Source organism: Corynebacterium doosanense CAU 212 = DSM 45436 (genome assembly GCF_000767055.1).
Lineage (GTDB): Bacteria > Actinomycetota > Actinomycetes > Mycobacteriales > Mycobacteriaceae > Corynebacterium > Corynebacterium doosanense.
Genome location: NZ_CP006764.1, coordinates 1,688,341 through 1,703,147, shown reverse-complemented (window position 1 = coordinate 1,703,147; position 14,807 = coordinate 1,688,341). Strand labels below are relative to the sequence as shown.

The 14,807-nt window shown below is 67.8% G+C and carries 15 protein-coding genes; 8 read left to right on the top strand and 7 right to left on the bottom strand.

The genetic code is table 11. The features are described 5' to 3' along the window. Window positions 1–119: 119 nt before the first annotated feature. Window positions 120–1,268: a recombinase RecA gene (gene recA / locus CDOO_RS08380; RefSeq protein ID WP_018021040.1), complete on the top strand. Its 1,149-nt coding sequence runs from the start codon at window positions 120–122 to the stop codon at window positions 1,266–1,268. After that, the gene (gene recX, locus CDOO_RS08375; RefSeq protein ID WP_018021041.1) at window positions 1,258–1,842 is read left to right on the top strand and encodes a recombination regulator RecX; all 585 of its coding nucleotides are present in this window, start codon (window positions 1,258–1,260) and stop codon (window positions 1,840–1,842) included. The genes recA and recX overlap by 11 nt, the downstream gene beginning before the upstream one ends. 1 nt (window position 1,843) lies before the next feature. Here the strand turns inward: recX and CDOO_RS08370 are convergent, their stop codons facing one another. From CDOO_RS08370 to CDOO_RS08355, 4 genes are all read right to left on the bottom strand, one after another. Next, entirely contained in the window at window positions 1,844–2,782 is a 939-nt protein-coding gene (locus CDOO_RS08370) for an amino acid ABC transporter permease (protein ID WP_018021042.1), read from the bottom strand. Next, window positions 2,782–3,468, bottom strand: a complete 687-nt coding sequence (locus CDOO_RS08365; RefSeq protein ID WP_018021043.1) for an amino acid ABC transporter permease — start codon at window positions 3,466–3,468, stop codon at window positions 2,782–2,784. Before CDOO_RS08365 ends, CDOO_RS08370 begins: the two co-directional genes overlap by 1 nt. Window positions 3,469–3,556: 88 nt before the next feature. Further along, complete coding sequence (locus tag CDOO_RS08360) at window positions 3,557–4,432, bottom strand: glutamate ABC transporter substrate-binding protein (protein WP_018021044.1); 876 nt, start codon at window positions 4,430–4,432, stop codon at window positions 3,557–3,559. Between the two features lie 25 nt (window positions 4,433–4,457). Then, window positions 4,458–5,186: an amino acid ABC transporter ATP-binding protein gene (locus CDOO_RS08355; RefSeq protein WP_018021045.1), complete on the bottom strand. Its 729-nt coding sequence runs from the start codon at window positions 5,184–5,186 to the stop codon at window positions 4,458–4,460. A 304-nt stretch (window positions 5,187–5,490) separates the two neighbouring features. Here CDOO_RS08355 and miaB point away from each other — a divergent pair, with 304 nt between their 5' ends. Beyond that, window positions 5,491–6,954 (top strand): tRNA (N6-isopentenyl adenosine(37)-C2)-methylthiotransferase MiaB, encoded by a 1,464-nt coding sequence (miaB, locus tag CDOO_RS08350; RefSeq protein WP_018021046.1) that lies wholly within the window; start codon window positions 5,491–5,493, stop codon window positions 6,952–6,954. 26 nt (window positions 6,955–6,980) lie between these two features. Next, complete coding sequence (locus CDOO_RS08345; protein WP_018021047.1) at window positions 6,981–7,616, top strand: Rv2732c family membrane protein; 636 nt, start codon at window positions 6,981–6,983, stop codon at window positions 7,614–7,616. Here the strand turns inward: CDOO_RS08345 and CDOO_RS08340 are convergent. Together CDOO_RS08340 and CDOO_RS08335 are read right to left on the bottom strand one after the other, a co-directional pair. Further along, a complete protein-coding gene (locus CDOO_RS08340) occupies window positions 7,613–8,599 on the bottom strand; it encodes a GNAT family protein (RefSeq protein WP_018021048.1) in 987 nt (328 codons plus the stop codon). The two genes, CDOO_RS08345 and CDOO_RS08340, sit on opposite strands and share 4 nt — an antisense overlap. Before the next feature lie 63 nt (window positions 8,600–8,662). Then, on the bottom strand, window positions 8,663–10,000 hold the full coding sequence (locus CDOO_RS08335; protein ID WP_020384538.1) for a DUF349 domain-containing protein: 1,338 nt from the start codon (window positions 9,998–10,000) through the stop codon (window positions 8,663–8,665). 127 nt (window positions 10,001–10,127) lie between these two features. Here CDOO_RS08335 and CDOO_RS08330 point away from each other — a divergent pair, with 127 nt between their 5' ends. The 3 genes from CDOO_RS08330 to dapF are packed head-to-tail and all read left to right on the top strand — an operon-like array spanning window position 10,128 to window position 12,429. After that, on the top strand, window positions 10,128–10,721 hold the full coding sequence (locus tag CDOO_RS08330) for a hypothetical protein (protein ID WP_018021050.1): 594 nt from the start codon (window positions 10,128–10,130) through the stop codon (window positions 10,719–10,721). Then, window positions 10,718–11,620, top strand: coding sequence for a tRNA (adenosine(37)-N6)-dimethylallyltransferase MiaA (miaA, locus tag CDOO_RS08325; protein WP_018021051.1), 903 nt, complete (start codon window positions 10,718–10,720; stop codon window positions 11,618–11,620). Before CDOO_RS08330 ends, miaA begins: the two co-directional genes overlap by 4 nt. Window positions 11,621–11,625: 5 nt before the next feature. Then, entirely contained in the window at window positions 11,626–12,429 is an 804-nt protein-coding gene (gene dapF, locus CDOO_RS08320; protein WP_026159227.1) for a diaminopimelate epimerase, read from the top strand. A 6-nt stretch (window positions 12,430–12,435) separates the two neighbouring features. Here dapF and CDOO_RS08315 read toward each other — a convergent pair whose 3' ends face one another. Next, window positions 12,436–13,179, bottom strand: coding sequence for a hypothetical protein (locus CDOO_RS08315; protein WP_018021053.1), 744 nt, complete (start codon window positions 13,177–13,179; stop codon window positions 12,436–12,438). Window positions 13,180–13,270: 91 nt separating this feature from the next. On the opposite strand from CDOO_RS08315, the gene hflX reads away from it, so the two are divergent. Continuing rightward, window positions 13,271–14,788 (top strand): GTPase HflX, encoded by a 1,518-nt coding sequence (hflX, locus tag CDOO_RS08310; protein WP_018021054.1) that lies wholly within the window; start codon window positions 13,271–13,273, stop codon window positions 14,786–14,788. Window positions 14,789–14,807: the final 19 nt, after the last annotated feature.

Below are 14,807 nucleotides of genomic sequence, written 5' to 3'. Positions count from 1 at the left end.
AAATTTCGGCGGTTGGCGGGATCCGAACCGGCCCCGGTGCGGTCTAAGAAACCAGAGCTGAGAAAACAGGCACCGGCCCATGTCTTCGGACACCGGCACCACGAAAGGAAACACAGACAATGGCAACAAAGAAGTCCACCAAGAGCCAGGCGGCACCCGGGGGAGACCGGCAGAAGGCGCTCGACGCGGCCCTGTCCATGATCGAGAAGGACTTCGGCAAGGGTGCCGTCATGCGGCTGGGCGACGAGAACCGCCCGCCCATCCAGACGATCTCCTCCGGCAACACGGCCATCGACGTCGCGCTCGGCATCGGCGGGTTCCCCCGCGGGCGCATCGTGGAGATCTACGGCCCGGAATCCTCGGGTAAGACGACCGTCGCGCTGCACGCCGTGGCCCAGGCGCAGAAGGCCGGCGGCATCGCCGCGTTCATCGACGCCGAGCACGCGCTCGATCCCGACTACGCCAAGAAGCTCGGCGTGGACACCGACAACCTCCTGGTCTCCCAGCCCGACACGGGCGAGCAGGCCCTGGAGATCGCCGACATGCTGGTGCGCTCCGGCGCGATCGACATCCTCGTCATCGACTCCGTGGCGGCCCTGACGCCGAAGGCCGAGATCGAGGGCGAGATGGGCGACAGCCACGTCGGCCTGCAGGCGCGCCTCATGTCCCAGGCACTGCGCAAGATGACGGGTGCGCTGTACAACTCCGGCACCACCGCCATCTTCATCAACCAGCTCCGCGAGAAGATCGGCGTGATGTTCGGTTCCCCGGAGACGACCACGGGCGGCAAGGCCCTGAAGTTCTACTCCTCCGTGCGCTGCGATGTCCGCCGTATCCAGACGCTCAAGGACGGCCAGGACGCCATCGGTAACCGCACCCGCCTCAAGGTGGTGAAGAACAAGGTGTCCCCTCCGTTCAAGATCGCGGAGTTCGACATCATGTACGGCGAGGGCATCTCCCGGGAGTCCTCCATCATCGACATGGCGGTGGAGAACGGCATCGTGAAGAAGTCCGGCTCCTGGTTCACCTACGAGGGGGACCAGCTGGGCCAGGGCAAGGAGAAGGCGCGCCTGTTCCTCAAGGACAACCAGGAGCTGGCCGATGAGCTGGAGAAGCAGATCCTGGTGAAGATGGGCATCGGCCAGGCTCCCGCGGGCGAGGAGAACCAGGACATGTCCGTCCCCGGCGTCAATGACGAGGGCCTGAGCGACGACCCCGTCGACATGGTGCCCAACATTGACTTCGATGACGAGGACGATGACGAGTAACACCGACAAGGTCGAACGGCTGCGCCAGGAGCTGGAGAACTTCTCCGGGGGCACGCTCTTCGACCACGAAGCGGAGGAGGCGAAGGCACAGGTGCGCGGCCGCGCGCTGCGCCTGCTCGATCAACGCGCCCGCTCCCGCCACGAATTACGCGGCCGGCTCGTGGATCTGGACTTCGACCCCCGCCTCATCGACGAGGTCCTCGACGACCTGGAGCGTGCCCAGCTTCTCGACGACCAGTCGTTCGCCCACGAATGGGTCCGGCAGCGCCACGCCCGGCGGGGCAAGTCCGCCAGCGTCCTCGACCGGGAGCTGCGCGAGAAGGGTGTCTCCGAAGCGATCCGCACGGAAGCCCTGGAACAGATCGATTCCTCGGACGAGGAGTCGGCCGCCCGGAGCGCGGCAGAGAAAAAGGCCCGCACCGTAAAGACGGTGCCGGCCGATCGCGCAGAACGGGACAAGCTCCTGCGCCGGATTCTCGGAGTGCTCGCCCGGCGGGGATACGGGGGAGAGATGTCCATGCGCATCGCCCGCGCGGCGCTCGACGACCGGATCGCCGAGCTCGAGCAGTCCTGACCTACTGGTCCGGGGTGTCCACCCGCTGGTAACCGGGGGCGTGCCAGTCCACGACCTCGTTGTCCTTGGTGGTGATACCGGGGTTGGCCGCCTCGGGCACCTTGGCCAGGATGTTGCGGCGCGCGCGCCCGGCCCGGAGCTGTCGTTCGACCCGCTCCGCGACCAGGGAGAGGCCCCAGTTGATGAGGATCATGATGATGGCCACGACGATGAGCGAGGCCAGGTAGTTCTGGTTCGCCGACGAGGACTGGACGCCGGAGCGCACGATCTCGATGTAGCCGATCTGGTAGCCCAGCGCCGAGTCCTTCAGGGCGATGACCATCTGCGAGATCAGGGCCGGGAGCATGGCCGCGATGGCCTGCGGCAGAAGGATCGAGCGCATGTACTGGCTGTGGGACAGCCCCAGCGCCTTGGCGGCCTCGGTCTGGCCCTTGGGCAGTGTCTTGATCCCGGCCCGGAGGACCTCGGCGATGACCGCGCCGTTGTACAGCGTCAGCGCCACGACCACGGCCGCGAACGCCAGCTGCCGGGGCGGGAACACGCCGTAGACGGCGAAGAGCTGGTACGCGAAGATCATGAGCAGAAGCACCGGGATGGCGCGGAACAGCTCGACGATCACGCCGCAGACAGCGGAGACGATGCGGTTCTCCGACAGCCGGCCGAGGCCGAGCACCACGCCCGCGATCATGGCCAGGACGATCGAGAAGACCGCGGCCTTGAGGGTGCCCACCAGGCCCGGGATGAGGTAGGTGGTCCAGGTCTGGGAGTTGAGGAAAGGCTGCCATTTCGCAGCGGTGAGCTGGCCGTTCTGCTGCAGGGTCCAGAGGACCCAGCCGAGAATGGCGAGGATCACCACGGCGGCGAGCGCGGAGTAGAGGAGGTTGCGCCGGCGGGTGGCCGGCCCGGGTGCGTCGTAGAGGATCGTGGCGCGATTGCTCATCAGCGCTTCACCGCCAATCGGTTGGACAGATTACCCAGGAAGAGTCCCATGGGCAGCGTGAGGATGATGAAGCCCAGGGCGAACATGCCGAAGATGACAAAGAGCATGTTGGCATGCATCTCGATGGTCTCCTTCATGAGCAGCGAGGCCTCCGCCACGCCGATGACCGACGCGATGGTGGTGTTCTTGGTCAACGCGATGAGGGTATTGCCCAGGGGGACGATGGCCGCCCGCAGTGCCTGCGGGAAGACGACCTCGCCGAAGACCTGGGGAAAGTTCAGACCCAGCGACCGGGCGGCCTCGGCCTGGCCGAAGTGCACGGTGTTGATGCCCGAGCGCAGGGACTCAGCGACGAACGTCGAGGTGTAGAGGATGAAACCCAGTACCGCGAGGCGGAAGTTCTGGTCCAGGAGGAAGGTGTCCGAATCCCGGCTGGCGAGCTCGAGGCCGAGGTTCTGGTAGAGCCCGAAGGAGCAGAAGAGGACGATGAGGGTCAGCGGGGTGTTGCGGACAATGTTGATGTAGGCGGTCGCGAGGGTGCGCAGCACGCCGACCGGGGAGACTCGCATGGCGGTGAGGATGACGCCGAGGATCAGCGCGCCGATCGCCGACCAGAAGGTCAGCTGGATGGTCATCCAGAACGCCGAGAGGATCCCCGGCCAGATATCAGGCCAGAATGTGGACATTCACTGGCCCCCTTTCTTGACATGGAAAGCCACCGGCATCCGGGTTGTGAGCGCGGAGCACCGGTGGATCACCAGGCGGGTGCGGTGGTTACTTGTCGAGGAAGCTCAGGTCACCCGGGGAGTCGGGGGAGACACCCTGGCCGTCGCCGAGGTTGTCCGCGACGATTTTGTCGAAGGTGCCGTCCTCGATGATGGCGTTGAGTGCCTCGTTGATGGCGTCGACGGTGGCCTGGTCGTCCTTGGTGACGCCGATGCCGTAGTGCTCGTTGGTGAAGGGCTCGCCGTCCTTCTCCATCTCGATCACGGTGAAGTCGCCGGGGGACTGGGCGGAGTAGCCGTTGAGGATGGTCGCGTCCGTGGTCATGGCGTCGACGTTGCCGTTGCGCAGTGCCTCGGTGCAGGAGGAGTAGGTGTCGTACTCCTGCAGCTGCACGCCGGGCAGTGCCTCCTTGACCTTCTGCGCCGGGGTGGAGCCCGTGACGGAGCAGAGGATCTTGCCGTCGAGGGATTCGAGGCTGTCGATGGAGGTTTCGTCGGCACGCACGAGCAGCGCCTGGTGGGTGAGCAGGTAGGGGCCGCCGAAGCTGACGGTCTCGGCGCGGCCCGCGTTGATGGAGTACGTCGCGGCGATCATGTCCACCTCGCCGTTCTGGATGAGGGTCTCGCGCTGGGCGGACGGGGTCTCGCGCCACTCGATGGTGGGTTCCGCGTGGCCCTCCTTCTCGGCGATGCGGTTGACCACCTCGGTGGCGATGTCCACGTCGAGTCCGGACATGGAGCCGTCGGCGTTGCGCAGGCCGAGGCCGGGCTGGTCGAACTTGGTGCCCAGGGTGACGCTGCCGGCCTCGATGCTGGCGAGGAGGCCGTCGGAGCCGCCTTCGGATCCGGCGCAGGCGGTCAGCGCGGTGGCGGCGGTGGCGACGATGGCGGTGGCAGCGAGGATGCGGCCGGTGGTGTTCTTCATGATGATGTCTCCTGGTCTGGGGTTCTTAGTGGGCGAGGATCTTGCCCAGGAAGTCCCGGGCGCGTTCCGTCTTGGGGGCGGTGAAGAATTCGTTTGGGGTGGTGTCCTCGAGGACGGCACCGTCGGCCATGAAGAGGATGCGGTCGGCGGCCTTGCGGGCGAAGCCCATCTCGTGGGTGACCACGACCATGGTCATTCCGGCCTTGGCCAGGTCGGTCATGACGTCGAGGACCTCGTTGACCATCTCCGGGTCGAGGGCGGAGGTCGGCTCGTCGAAAAGCATGATCTTGGGGTCCATGGCCAGGGCCCTGGCGATGGCGACTCGCTGCTGCTGACCGCCGGAGAGCTGGGCCGGGTACTTCTCGGCCTGCGCGGCGATGCCCACACGTTCGAGCAGGCGGTCCGCGGTGGCGTCGGCGTCGGCCTTGGACATGCCGCGTACCTTGCGGGGGCCGAGGGTGACGTTCTCGCGGATGGACTTGTGCGGGAAGAGGTTGAACTGCTGGAAGACCATGCCGACGTCGGCACGTAGCCGGGTCAGTGCCTTGCCCTCGGAGGGCAGCACCTTGCCGTCGATGCGGATCTCGCCGTCGTCGATGGTTTCGAGGCGGTTGATGGTCCGGCACAGCGTCGACTTTCCTGAGCCCGAAGGCCCGAGGACGACAACAGCCTGACCGGCGGGAATCGACAGATTGATGTCCTTGAGGGCCTGGAAGTCGCCGAAGTATTTGTTTACTCCGGCCACCTCGATCATGTTGTGTTGCTCACCCGACGCGGGTGTTGTGATCTGACTCATGAACCAGACTTTAAGGATGGTTATGCCCGGTAGGAAATTTTCTGGGGGAAATGTAGGTAGGTAGTATCATTATTCGCCCCCGCCCGGAGCCCTCCCGGCAGGTCAGTGTCGCCGCGTCCACCCAACGGCTACCCCCGGCCCGGCTGCTCCAAGGGGTTTAGGGCCACGCCCGTGACGGTAGCTAGACTGGCTCACCGTGGTTGAACAAACTCTAGAAAACCCCGGGCAGCGCTCCTACGAAGTCCGCACGTTCGGGTGCCAGATGAACGTGCACGATTCCGAACGCTTGTCCGGCCTGCTGGAAGACGCCGGATACGTCGCGGCCGGGGAGGACACCCCGCCGGATCTCGTGGTGTTCAACACCTGCGCGGTGCGTGAGAACGCCGACAAGAAGCTCTACGGCACCCTGGGATCGCTGCGGGAGACCAAACGCAGCCGACCCGGAATGCAGATCGCCGTCGGCGGCTGCCTGGCGCAGAAGGACCGCGACACCGTCGTGGACAAGGCCCCCTGGGTGGACGCCGTGTTCGGCACCCACAACATGGGATCGCTGCCGGCGCTGCTGGAACGCGCGCGGCACAACAACGAGGCCCAGGTCGAGATCGAGGACTCGCTGCGGGAATTCCCCTCGGTCCTGCCGGCCAAACGTGAGTCCGCCTATGCGGGCTGGGTCTCCATCTCGGTGGGGTGCAACAACACCTGCACGTTCTGCATCGTGCCCAGCCTGCGCGGCAAGGAGGAGGACCGTCGCCCCGGCGACATCCTCGCCGAGGTCGAGGCACTGGTGAGCCAGGGAGTATCCGAGGTGACGCTGCTGGGGCAGAACGTCAACGCCTACGGCGTGAACTTCTCCGACCCCACGATCGAGCGGGACCGCTCGGCGTTCTCCAAGCTGCTGCGCGCGTGCGGCGAGATCGAAGGCCTCGAGCGGGTGCGGTTCACCTCCCCGCACCCGGCGGAGTTCACCTCCGATGTCATCGACGCGATGGTGGAGACCCCGAACGTCTGCCCTCAGCTGCACATGCCGCTGCAGTCCGGCTCCGACAAGGTGCTCAAGGACATGCGCCGCTCCTACCGATCCAAGAAGTTCTTGCGCATCCTCGACGAGGTGCGGGAGAAACTCCCGCACGCCGCCATCACCACGGACATCATCGTCGGTTTCCCGGGGGAGACGGAGGAGGATTTCCAGGCCACCCTCGACGTGGTGGAGAAGTCACGCTTCACCTCGGCCTACACCTTCCAGTACTCGCCGCGCCCCGGCACCCCGGCGGGTGAGCTGGAGGAGCAGATCCCCAAAGAGATCGTGCAGGAGCGTTTCGAACGTCTCGTGGCACTTCAGGACCGCATCGCCGCGGAGGAGAACGCCAAGCTGGTCGGCACCGACGTGGAGCTGCTGGTCCAGGCCGTGGGCGGCCGGAAGAACGGCCAGACCCACCGCATGACGGGACGCGCCCGCGACGGCCGCCTCGTGCACTTCGCCCCGGAGGGCAACCTCGACGGCGACATCCGCCCCGGCGACGTCGTGCACACCACCATCACCGAGGCCAAACCCTTCTTCCTCATCGCGGACGCGGGGATCACCACGCACCGCCGCACCCGCGCGGGTGACATGTCCGCGGCCGGGGAGGTTCCCACCACCGCGCCGATCGGCGTGGGCCTGGGCCTGCCGTCGATAGGCCGCCCGCCCCAGGTCGCCGCCGCCGACACCGCCTGCGGGCGATCATGAGTACCAGAAGATCGGATGGAGCCGAGATGACCAGTCCCCACAGCAACAACCTTGCCGGCGCCGAGAAACATGCGGCCCGCCGGATGAGCCTCGACGGCCAGCAGTGGACGCTCATCGCCGCGGTCATCATCTGGCTCGCGTACCTCGTGCTTCCGCACGCGGGCGGGGTCAGCGGCTTCGAGGTCACCTTCGCCCGCCCCGCCGCCGCCGAGGCCGGCATCAAGATCACCGAGTACGTCTACGCCATCCTCATCGGGCTGGGCATCGGCGTGCTCACCACCCTGACGCTGATCACCCGGCGGGCGGTCTTCGGGCTCACCGCGTGGATGCTGGTCACGGTGGGCCTGTTCTACGCCGTCTTCGCGCTGTGGCTGCGCCAGACCCGCTCGTCCGCGGATGACGGGGTGAACATGGGTGTGGGGATGTACCTCAGCATTCTCGGGGTGCTGCTCGCGGTGGTCGCCTATTCCATGGTGGCCCTGCGGCGCGATCCGGAACAGAGCCACATCGCCGAGGAACGCGCCCGGCGCGAGGAACTCGATGAGGTCGGCCTGACGCAGCGCGCGGTGATGGAGCAGGAACGGCGCAGCATGGAGGGAAATCCGCTGCTTATCGACGACCGCCGCCGCCGAGCCGCACAGCGGCACCGCCCCGAGGACTAGGGCAGGATCCGCTGCCAGGCGGTCGCGGAGGTGAGCAGCTCCGGGGTGTACGGCGCGAGCAGTCGCGCGGTCGCCGTGTCGCCGGCCGCGGCCGACGCGTAGACCGTCTGCACCTCCGGCGCGAGATTCGTCAGGCCGGCGGCCAGGACCGCGTGGCCCAGGCCTCGGCCCCGGAAACCCCTGTCCACGGACACGACACCGAGCTCCGCGACCGTGGGGTCGGCCCCCGAGTGGGCCGTGAACTCGCACAGGGCCCGGGCCGTGCCGGAGCCGTCGACGAGCAGGACCACAAGCTGCGTCTCGCCCCGCGCGGCGAGCCTGGCGGCCGCCTCCCTGAGCCGGTCTCCGGTCCAGCGCACGGGTTCGGTGTGCAGGTGTCCGTGGTCGGCGTCAGCGGATGCGGTGGAAAGCAGCGTCGATAAGCCGTCGACGGGGGCGTAGTTGCGGGCCACCCGGACGCTGAAGCCGTCCGGGACGCGGGGCGACGGCGTGGCGGCGCGCAGCGCGTACTGGTCGACGGTGACGGCGGGGCAGTAGTGCTCGGGGGCTCCCTGATCGCTCCACAGCTGGAGGACGTCGCGGCCCAGAGCGCGGCACACCTCTTCCACACCACGCATCAGCTCCGCGCGCACGGAGACGGCGTCCGTGTCCAGTTCCTCGCCGGGAAGCGGCAGGTACCCGGCGTCCAGGACGAGCTCCACCTCGACCACGCGGAGCTCCTCGAGCAGGGGGATCGAGAGGTAGGCAAACGCCGCGACCTCCAGGTCCCGCTCGTCGTCGGTGGCGGGGATGACCGGCACACCAAGGTCACCGACGGGGGCGAGCACCGGGGTGAGCGAGTCGTCCACCAGCGCGAGCAGCAGGGCATCGGACTCCGTGGAACCCTGAAGCCGAGTGAGCACGCGCTCCACACTCACCGAGGCGAGGCGGTCGCCGCTGGCCTCCTGTGCGGCGAGGTTCTGATGGAAACAGAAGGTACGCACGACATCGGCCGGCTCCCTCCCGGGAACCGGCCGACCAATCTGGACCAGCTGCACTCTGGCTGACTAGTTGTCTACAGCGTTGCGCGCGGCCTCGGCGAACTGCTCCCACTGCTCGGCCTGCGCACGCAGTTGCTCGGCCTGGGTGGTCAGGCCCTTGGCCTCAGCGGCCTCGGCCTTGGCGGTGTAGTCGTCGACCTTGGCCTGGAACTGCGCGACCCGGGCCTGCACGGCCGGGTCGGTGCGGCGCCACTGGGACTGCTCGGCGTCGGAGACCCGCTTCTCGATGGCGCCGATCTTGTCCTCGTACTCGCGCACACGCCCGCGCGGGACGTAGCCGATCTCCTCCCACTTCTCCTGCAGGTCACGTAGCTTGGCGCGGGCGCCATCGAGGGACTTCTCGGGGTCGATCTGAGAGTCGTACTCGGCGAGGAGCTTGTCCTTGGCCTCGGCGTTGGCCTCGTACTCCTGGTCGCGTTCGTTGTTCAGGGCCTCGCGCGCGCCGAAGAAGTGGTCCTGCGCGGCGCGGAACCGGGCCCAGAGCTGGTCGTCGATGTCCCGCTGGGCGCGGCCGGCGGCCTTCCACTCGTCCATGAGGTCGCGGTAGGCATGCGCGGTCTCCTTCCAGTCCGTGGAGTCCTGCAACTTTTCGGCGCGCTCGATGAGCGCCTCCTTCTTCGCCTTTGCGGCGTCGCGGCCCCGGTCGAGGTCGGCGAAGTGGGCGCCGCGGCGGCGGTTGAACGCATCCCGGGCGCGGGAGTAGCGCTTCCACAGGGCGTCGTCGGTCTTGCGGTCGATGCCGCGGATCTGCTTCCACTCGTCGAGGATATCGCGGATCCGGTCGCCGCTGGCCTTCCAGTCGGTGGAGTTCTCAGCGATGTCCTCGGCCTCCGCGGCGAGCTCCTCCTTGCGGGCGGTGGACTGCGCGCGGCGCTCCTCTTTTTCGCGGGAGGCCTGCTCGCTCGCCTCGGCGGTGCGAGAGATCACCGAGTCCAGGCGTGCCGCCAGGGCGTCGAGGTCGCCGATGGCGGCGACGGTGGGCAGCGACGCGCGGATGTCCTCGGCCTGCTTGGCCACGGTGGCCGCCTCGCCCGGGGTGGAGGTCAGGCGTGCCTCGAGCAGATCGACCTCGGTGGAGAGGTCATCGAACCGCGTCCCGTAGTGCGCGAGACCTTCCTGCGGGGTGCCCGCCTTCCACACTCCGATCTCGCGCTCGCCGGCGGAGGTGGTGACAAACGCGGTGCCGTCCTCGGCGACCCGGCCGAACTTCGCCGGGTCATTCTTCGACGCAACCTTGGCCGGGACCGGGGTAGGGGTGGCCCCGGCCTGCACTCCGGGCTTCGGACCCGGCTTGGGCCCCGGCTTCGGACCGGGCTTGGGGGAGGGGGTGTTCGGGGAAGTCATGGGGCGGGTCCTTGGGGGTGGCTAGGTTCGCCGCGCGACACGGCTGCCGATTCATGAATGGATGTGCGTACAAACATAGCCGTTGCCCCCGAGGGCTGCGAGGGGGTGGCCCACTAGGGTGTGGGGAGTGAAACACAACATCGTCATCATGCCCGCCAGTCCCGCGCTGGTGGCGGAGCTGGCACCGCAGGATCTGGCCGGAAGGACGCTTCTCGACGCCGTGCGCACCCTCGTCGCCGGCGCCGACCAGGTGGAGCTGGTGGGGAGCCGGGACGAGCGGTGGCGCACGGAGCACACCGGTTCCTTTGCCGCGTGGGGCGCCCCCCGGGTCACCGTGGGGAGCGGAAACTACCTGCCTGAGCTGCTGCAGCGCTACGCCCTCGGGCCAGGGCTTTCCGCGCGGGTCACCGGGGTCCGAGGAGAGCTGGGTGAGCTCAACCCCCGTGCCTTGACGCTCGTCGCCGTGGACGGCAGCGCCGGGATGACCCCGCGCGCACCCCTCGCGCTGCTCGACGGTGCGGAGGCGGCCGATCAGTGGTGCCGGGCAGTTCTGGCTGGCGGAAAACGCCTTGCATTGGCCGGGGAATCCCTGCGGGAGGCCGGAATTCTTGAGGCTGGTCTGTGGGACGAGCTGGCGGGCGTCGACAAGCGAGACGCTGCCCTGCTGGAGGCGGACACGACCCTCGGGGTCGCACGCTACGTGGCGGGGTGGGTCCTGTGATCCGGCCCGTTGCTGTGGTCGGGCCCACCGCGTCCGGCAAGTCCAGCCTCTCGCTCGACCTGGCGGAACATCTGGGCGGGGAGATCATCAACGTCGACTCCATGCAGCTCTACCGCGAGATGGAAATCGGCACGGCGAAGCTGCCCGTGGCCGAGCGCCGCGGAATCCCGCACCACCTCCTCGACATCTGGGACGTCACCGAGGAGGCGTCCGTGGCCGCCTACCAGGACATGGCCGTCGCGCGGGCCGAGGAGCTCATGGCACGCGGGGTGACGCCGATCTTCGTCGGCGGTTCCATGCTTTACTACCAGGCGCTCATCGACGACTTCCAGTTCCCGCCCACCGACCCGGCCGTGCGTGCCCGGTGGGAGGCCCGACTCAGAGAGGTCGGCATTACCCGGCTCCACGCGGAACTCGCGGCGGCGGACCCCGCGGCGGCGGCGGTCATCGAGTCCCAGGACGAACGCCGTACGGTGCGTGCGCTCGAAGTCATCGAACTCACCGGCCGCCCCTTCGCCGCCTCCCAGCCGCCGAAGGACGCGCCGCCGCGCTGGGACACCCGCATCATCGGCCTGGAGACCACCGCGGATTGGCTCAACCCACGCATCGAGCAGCGCACGCGGGAAATGTTCGACAGCGGGCTTATCGACGAAGTCCGCCACCTCACCGCCGAGCGCGGCCTCATCGCCGACTCCACCGCCGGACGTGCCATCGGCTACGCCCAGGTGCTGGCGTTTTTTGCGGGGGAACTGACCCTGGCTGAGGCGCAGGAACGCACCGTCACGGGCACCAGGCGGTACGTCCGCCGGCAGCGGTCCTGGTTCCGGCGCGACGGCCGAATCCGGTGGATCGACGCCTCGGGGCCGACGCTTAAGCAGGCGCTAGACTCGTTGGCGTGAATACTCTGAACTTCGCCAAAGGCCACGGAACCGAGAACGACTTTGTCATCGTCTCCGACCCCGAGGACACGCTCGAGCTGACGCCTGAGACGGTGGCCGGGCTGTGCGACCGGCGAGCGGGTATCGGCGGCGACGGGCTGCTGCACGTCGTGCGCAGGGACGGACAGTGGTTCATGGACTACCGCAACGCCGACGGCTCCATCGCCGAGATGTGCGGGAACGGCGTGCGGGTGTTCGCGCACTGGCTGCGCACCCGCGAGGGCGTGGCGGAGGACAGGTTTGTCATCGGTACCCGGGCGGGTGAGCGGTCGGTGACGATCCACCAGGCGAACGACACCGACGCGGTCGTCTCCGTGGGGATGGGAAAGGCGGAGGTCACCGGGGTGAGCACCGCGCAGATCGGGGATCTCTCCCTCGCCGGTCTGGGGGTTGACGTGGGCAACCCGCACCTGGCGGCGGTCATCCCGGATCTTCGTGCCGAGCAGCTCGCAGAGATGGATCTGGTGGCGCCCGTCTTTGACCGCGACTTCTTCCCGCAGGGCGTCAACGTGGAGGTGCTCACCCCGCTGGTCGACGGAGCCGTGCACATGCGTGTCTACGAGCGTGGCGTCGGCGAAACCCGATCCTGCGGCACGGGAACCGTCGCTGCGGCCACCGCTGCGCTGGCCGATGCCGGGGTGGGCGAGGGCACCGTGGACGTCCACGTCCCCGGTGGGCGGGTCACCGTCACCGTGGATGACGAAGGGGCCACGTTGACCGGGCCGTCGAAAATTGTCGCGACGGGCGAGGTCGATCTCGACGCGCTGTAACCGGGTCTAGTGCCCGCCGCAGGCGCAGTTGCCGCCGCAACCCCCGCAGCCGCCGCCCATGGGGGAGAGGATCATCGCGGTCATCACCGCGGTTCCGGCGATGACGGAATTGCGTGCTGGCAGCTCGGCGGCATCGGGAAGGCACAGGTCGAAGGGGAACGCCCCGTCGACGGTCGCGTGGATGAACCGCTGGCCGGTGAGCTGGTTGTGCCGGTGTTCGGCGTCCAGCACCCGGGCGGAGAACTCGGCCGAGGCATCGGGCACCGAGGCGCCGGAGCCCGAGGCCACGACCTGCGCGCCCTCGGAAACCAGGAGGCCGACGGGAGTGCCGGTGGCCTGCTCGTAGGCCTCGGCATCGGCGTAGGTCTGCTGGTCCACGACGAGGGCGGCGATACCCAGCTGCTGCCATTCCTGGGTGTCCAGCTCCGCGAGCAGCGGGCCCTGGGCGAGGTTCATGGTCACGGCGGTCATGACCTTGCCGTTGGGATCGAGGACCTCGCAGTAGGCGAGCACATCATTGACCATGGTGACGTTGCCGTAGGTCTGGGTGAGAGACTCGAAACCCGCGAAGGTGGCATAGGGCTCCACGGCCATGATGTTGATGAGCGCACCGGAGGCATCGGTGTACTGGATGAGCTGTCCGCCGCGGATCTCACCGATCACGGCCAGCTGATTCGTGGCGATCGCCGCTTCCACGGCATCCTGCCAGCGGTCGAAGCCCAGTCCAATGCTCTTCAAATCGGTGCTCATGTCTTTCGACTCTAACCGCTGGTGGTCGTTTGCCCATAACCCCCCGCCCCTATTGGCCGGCGAATTGGCCACGTGGGATACTTACACCCAAATGACTGAATTCCCCCGAGAAACCACTCCAGACCACGACGACCTTCTGGCCCGCGCCTTCCGCGAGAACGCCCCCCAGCGCGAGGCCGAGGACTCCGGCCGCGACCTCTCCGATCTGGAGAGCCCGACCGTCGGTGAGCTCGAACTCGCGGAGCGCAACGCGTTCCGCCGCGTCACCCGGGACACGGACATCCGCTCGGAGGACACCGAGGACGGCTACGAGGTCGAGTACCGCAAGCTGCGCCTCGAGCAGGTCATCCTCGTCGGCGTGTGGACGGAGGGCACGACCGCCGAGGTCGAGGCGAACATGGCGGAGCTGGCCGCGCTTGCCGAGACCGCCGGTGCCGAGGTCCACGACCTGCTCTATCAGAAGCGTGACAAACCCGATCCCGGCACATACATCGGTTCGGGCAAGGTGGATCAGCTCAAGACCATCGTGGAGTCCACCGGCGCCGACACCGTCGTGTTCGACGGCGAGCTCTCGCCCGGTCAGCTCATCACGCTGGAGGACCGGCTGAAGACCAAGGTCATTGACCGCACCATGCTCATCCTGGACATCTTCGCCCAGCACGCGAAGTCCAAGGAGGGCAAGGCCCAGGTCTCGCTCGCCCAGATGGAGTACCTCTACACCCGCGTGCGTGGTTGGGGTGGCAACCTCTCGCGCCAGGCCGGCGGCCGGGCGGGTTCCAACGGCGGCGTGGGCCTGCGTGGCCCCGGTGAGACCCGGATCGAGGCCGACCGTCGGCGTCTGCGCACCGACATGGCCAAGCTGCGCAAGGAACTCTCCGCGATGAAGACCGCGCGTGAGATCAAACGTTCCCAGCGCCGGGGCTCCACCACCCCGCAGATCGCCATCGCCGGCTACACCAACGCCGGCAAGTCCTCGCTCATCAACGCCATGACCGGCGCGGGCGTGCTCGTCGAGGACGCGCTGTTCGCCACCCTCGACCCCACGACCCGGCGCGCTCATCTTCCCGACGGCCGCGCCATCGTCTTCACCGACACCGTCGGCTTCGTTCGCCACCTGCCCACCCAGCTGGTGGAGGCGTTCAAGTCCACCCTCGAGGAGGTGCTCGGCGCCGACCTCATCCTCCACGTCGTCGACGGCGCGGATCCGTTCCCGCTCAAGCAGATCGAGGCGGTGAACAAGGTCATCTACGACATCGTCCGCGAGAGCGGCGAGGACGTGCCCCCGGAGCTCATCGTGGTGAACAAGATCGATGCCGCCGACCCGGTGACCCTCGCGGAACTGCGCCACACCCTGGACCGCGACAACGTCGTCTATGTCTCCGCCGCCACGGGGGAGGGGATCGACGAGCTCACGGCGCGCATCGAGCTCTTCCTCAACTCGCTGGACGCGCACGTCGAGATGCTCGTGCCCTTCACCCGCGGTGACGTGGTCTCGCGCATCCACGAGGTGGGCACGGTCCTGGCGGAGAAGTACGACGAGGACGGGACGCGTCTCGACGTCCGCCTGCCGCAGCGGGTCGCCCAGGAGCTGGACGAATTCGTGGTTTAGGCCGGAGACCGTGGATAAT

Bases quoted from the DNA above. Each gene is read 5' to 3' on its own strand.
- recA (WP_018021040.1), top strand. From the start codon at position 120: ATGGCAACAAAGAAGTCCACCAAGAGCCAGGCGGCACCCGGGGGAGAC.
- recX (WP_018021041.1), top strand. From the start codon at position 1,258: ATGACGAGTAACACCGACAAGGTCGAACGGCTGCGCCAGGAGCTGGAG.
- CDOO_RS08370 (WP_018021042.1), bottom strand. From the start codon at position 2,782: ATGAGCAATCGCGCCACGATCCTCTACGACGCACCCGGGCCGGCCACC.
- CDOO_RS08365 (WP_018021043.1), bottom strand. From the start codon at position 3,468: ATGTCCACATTCTGGCCTGATATCTGGCCGGGGATCCTCTCGGCGTTC.
- CDOO_RS08360 (WP_018021044.1), bottom strand. From the start codon at position 4,432: ATGAAGAACACCACCGGCCGCATCCTCGCTGCCACCGCCATCGTCGCC.
- CDOO_RS08355 (WP_018021045.1), bottom strand. From the start codon at position 5,186: ATGATCGAGGTGGCCGGAGTAAACAAATACTTCGGCGACTTCCAGGCC.
- miaB (WP_018021046.1), top strand. From the start codon at position 5,491: ATGAACGTGCACGATTCCGAACGCTTGTCCGGCCTGCTGGAAGACGCC.
- CDOO_RS08345 (WP_018021047.1), top strand. From the start codon at position 6,981: ATGACCAGTCCCCACAGCAACAACCTTGCCGGCGCCGAGAAACATGCG.
- CDOO_RS08335 (WP_020384538.1), bottom strand. From the start codon at position 10,000: ATGACTTCCCCGAACACCCCCTCCCCCAAGCCCGGTCCGAAGCCGGGG.
- CDOO_RS08315 (WP_018021053.1), bottom strand. From the start codon at position 13,179: ATGAGCACCGATTTGAAGAGCATTGGACTGGGCTTCGACCGCTGGCAG.
- hflX (WP_018021054.1), top strand. From the start codon at position 13,271: ATGACTGAATTCCCCCGAGAAACCACTCCAGACCACGACGACCTTCTG.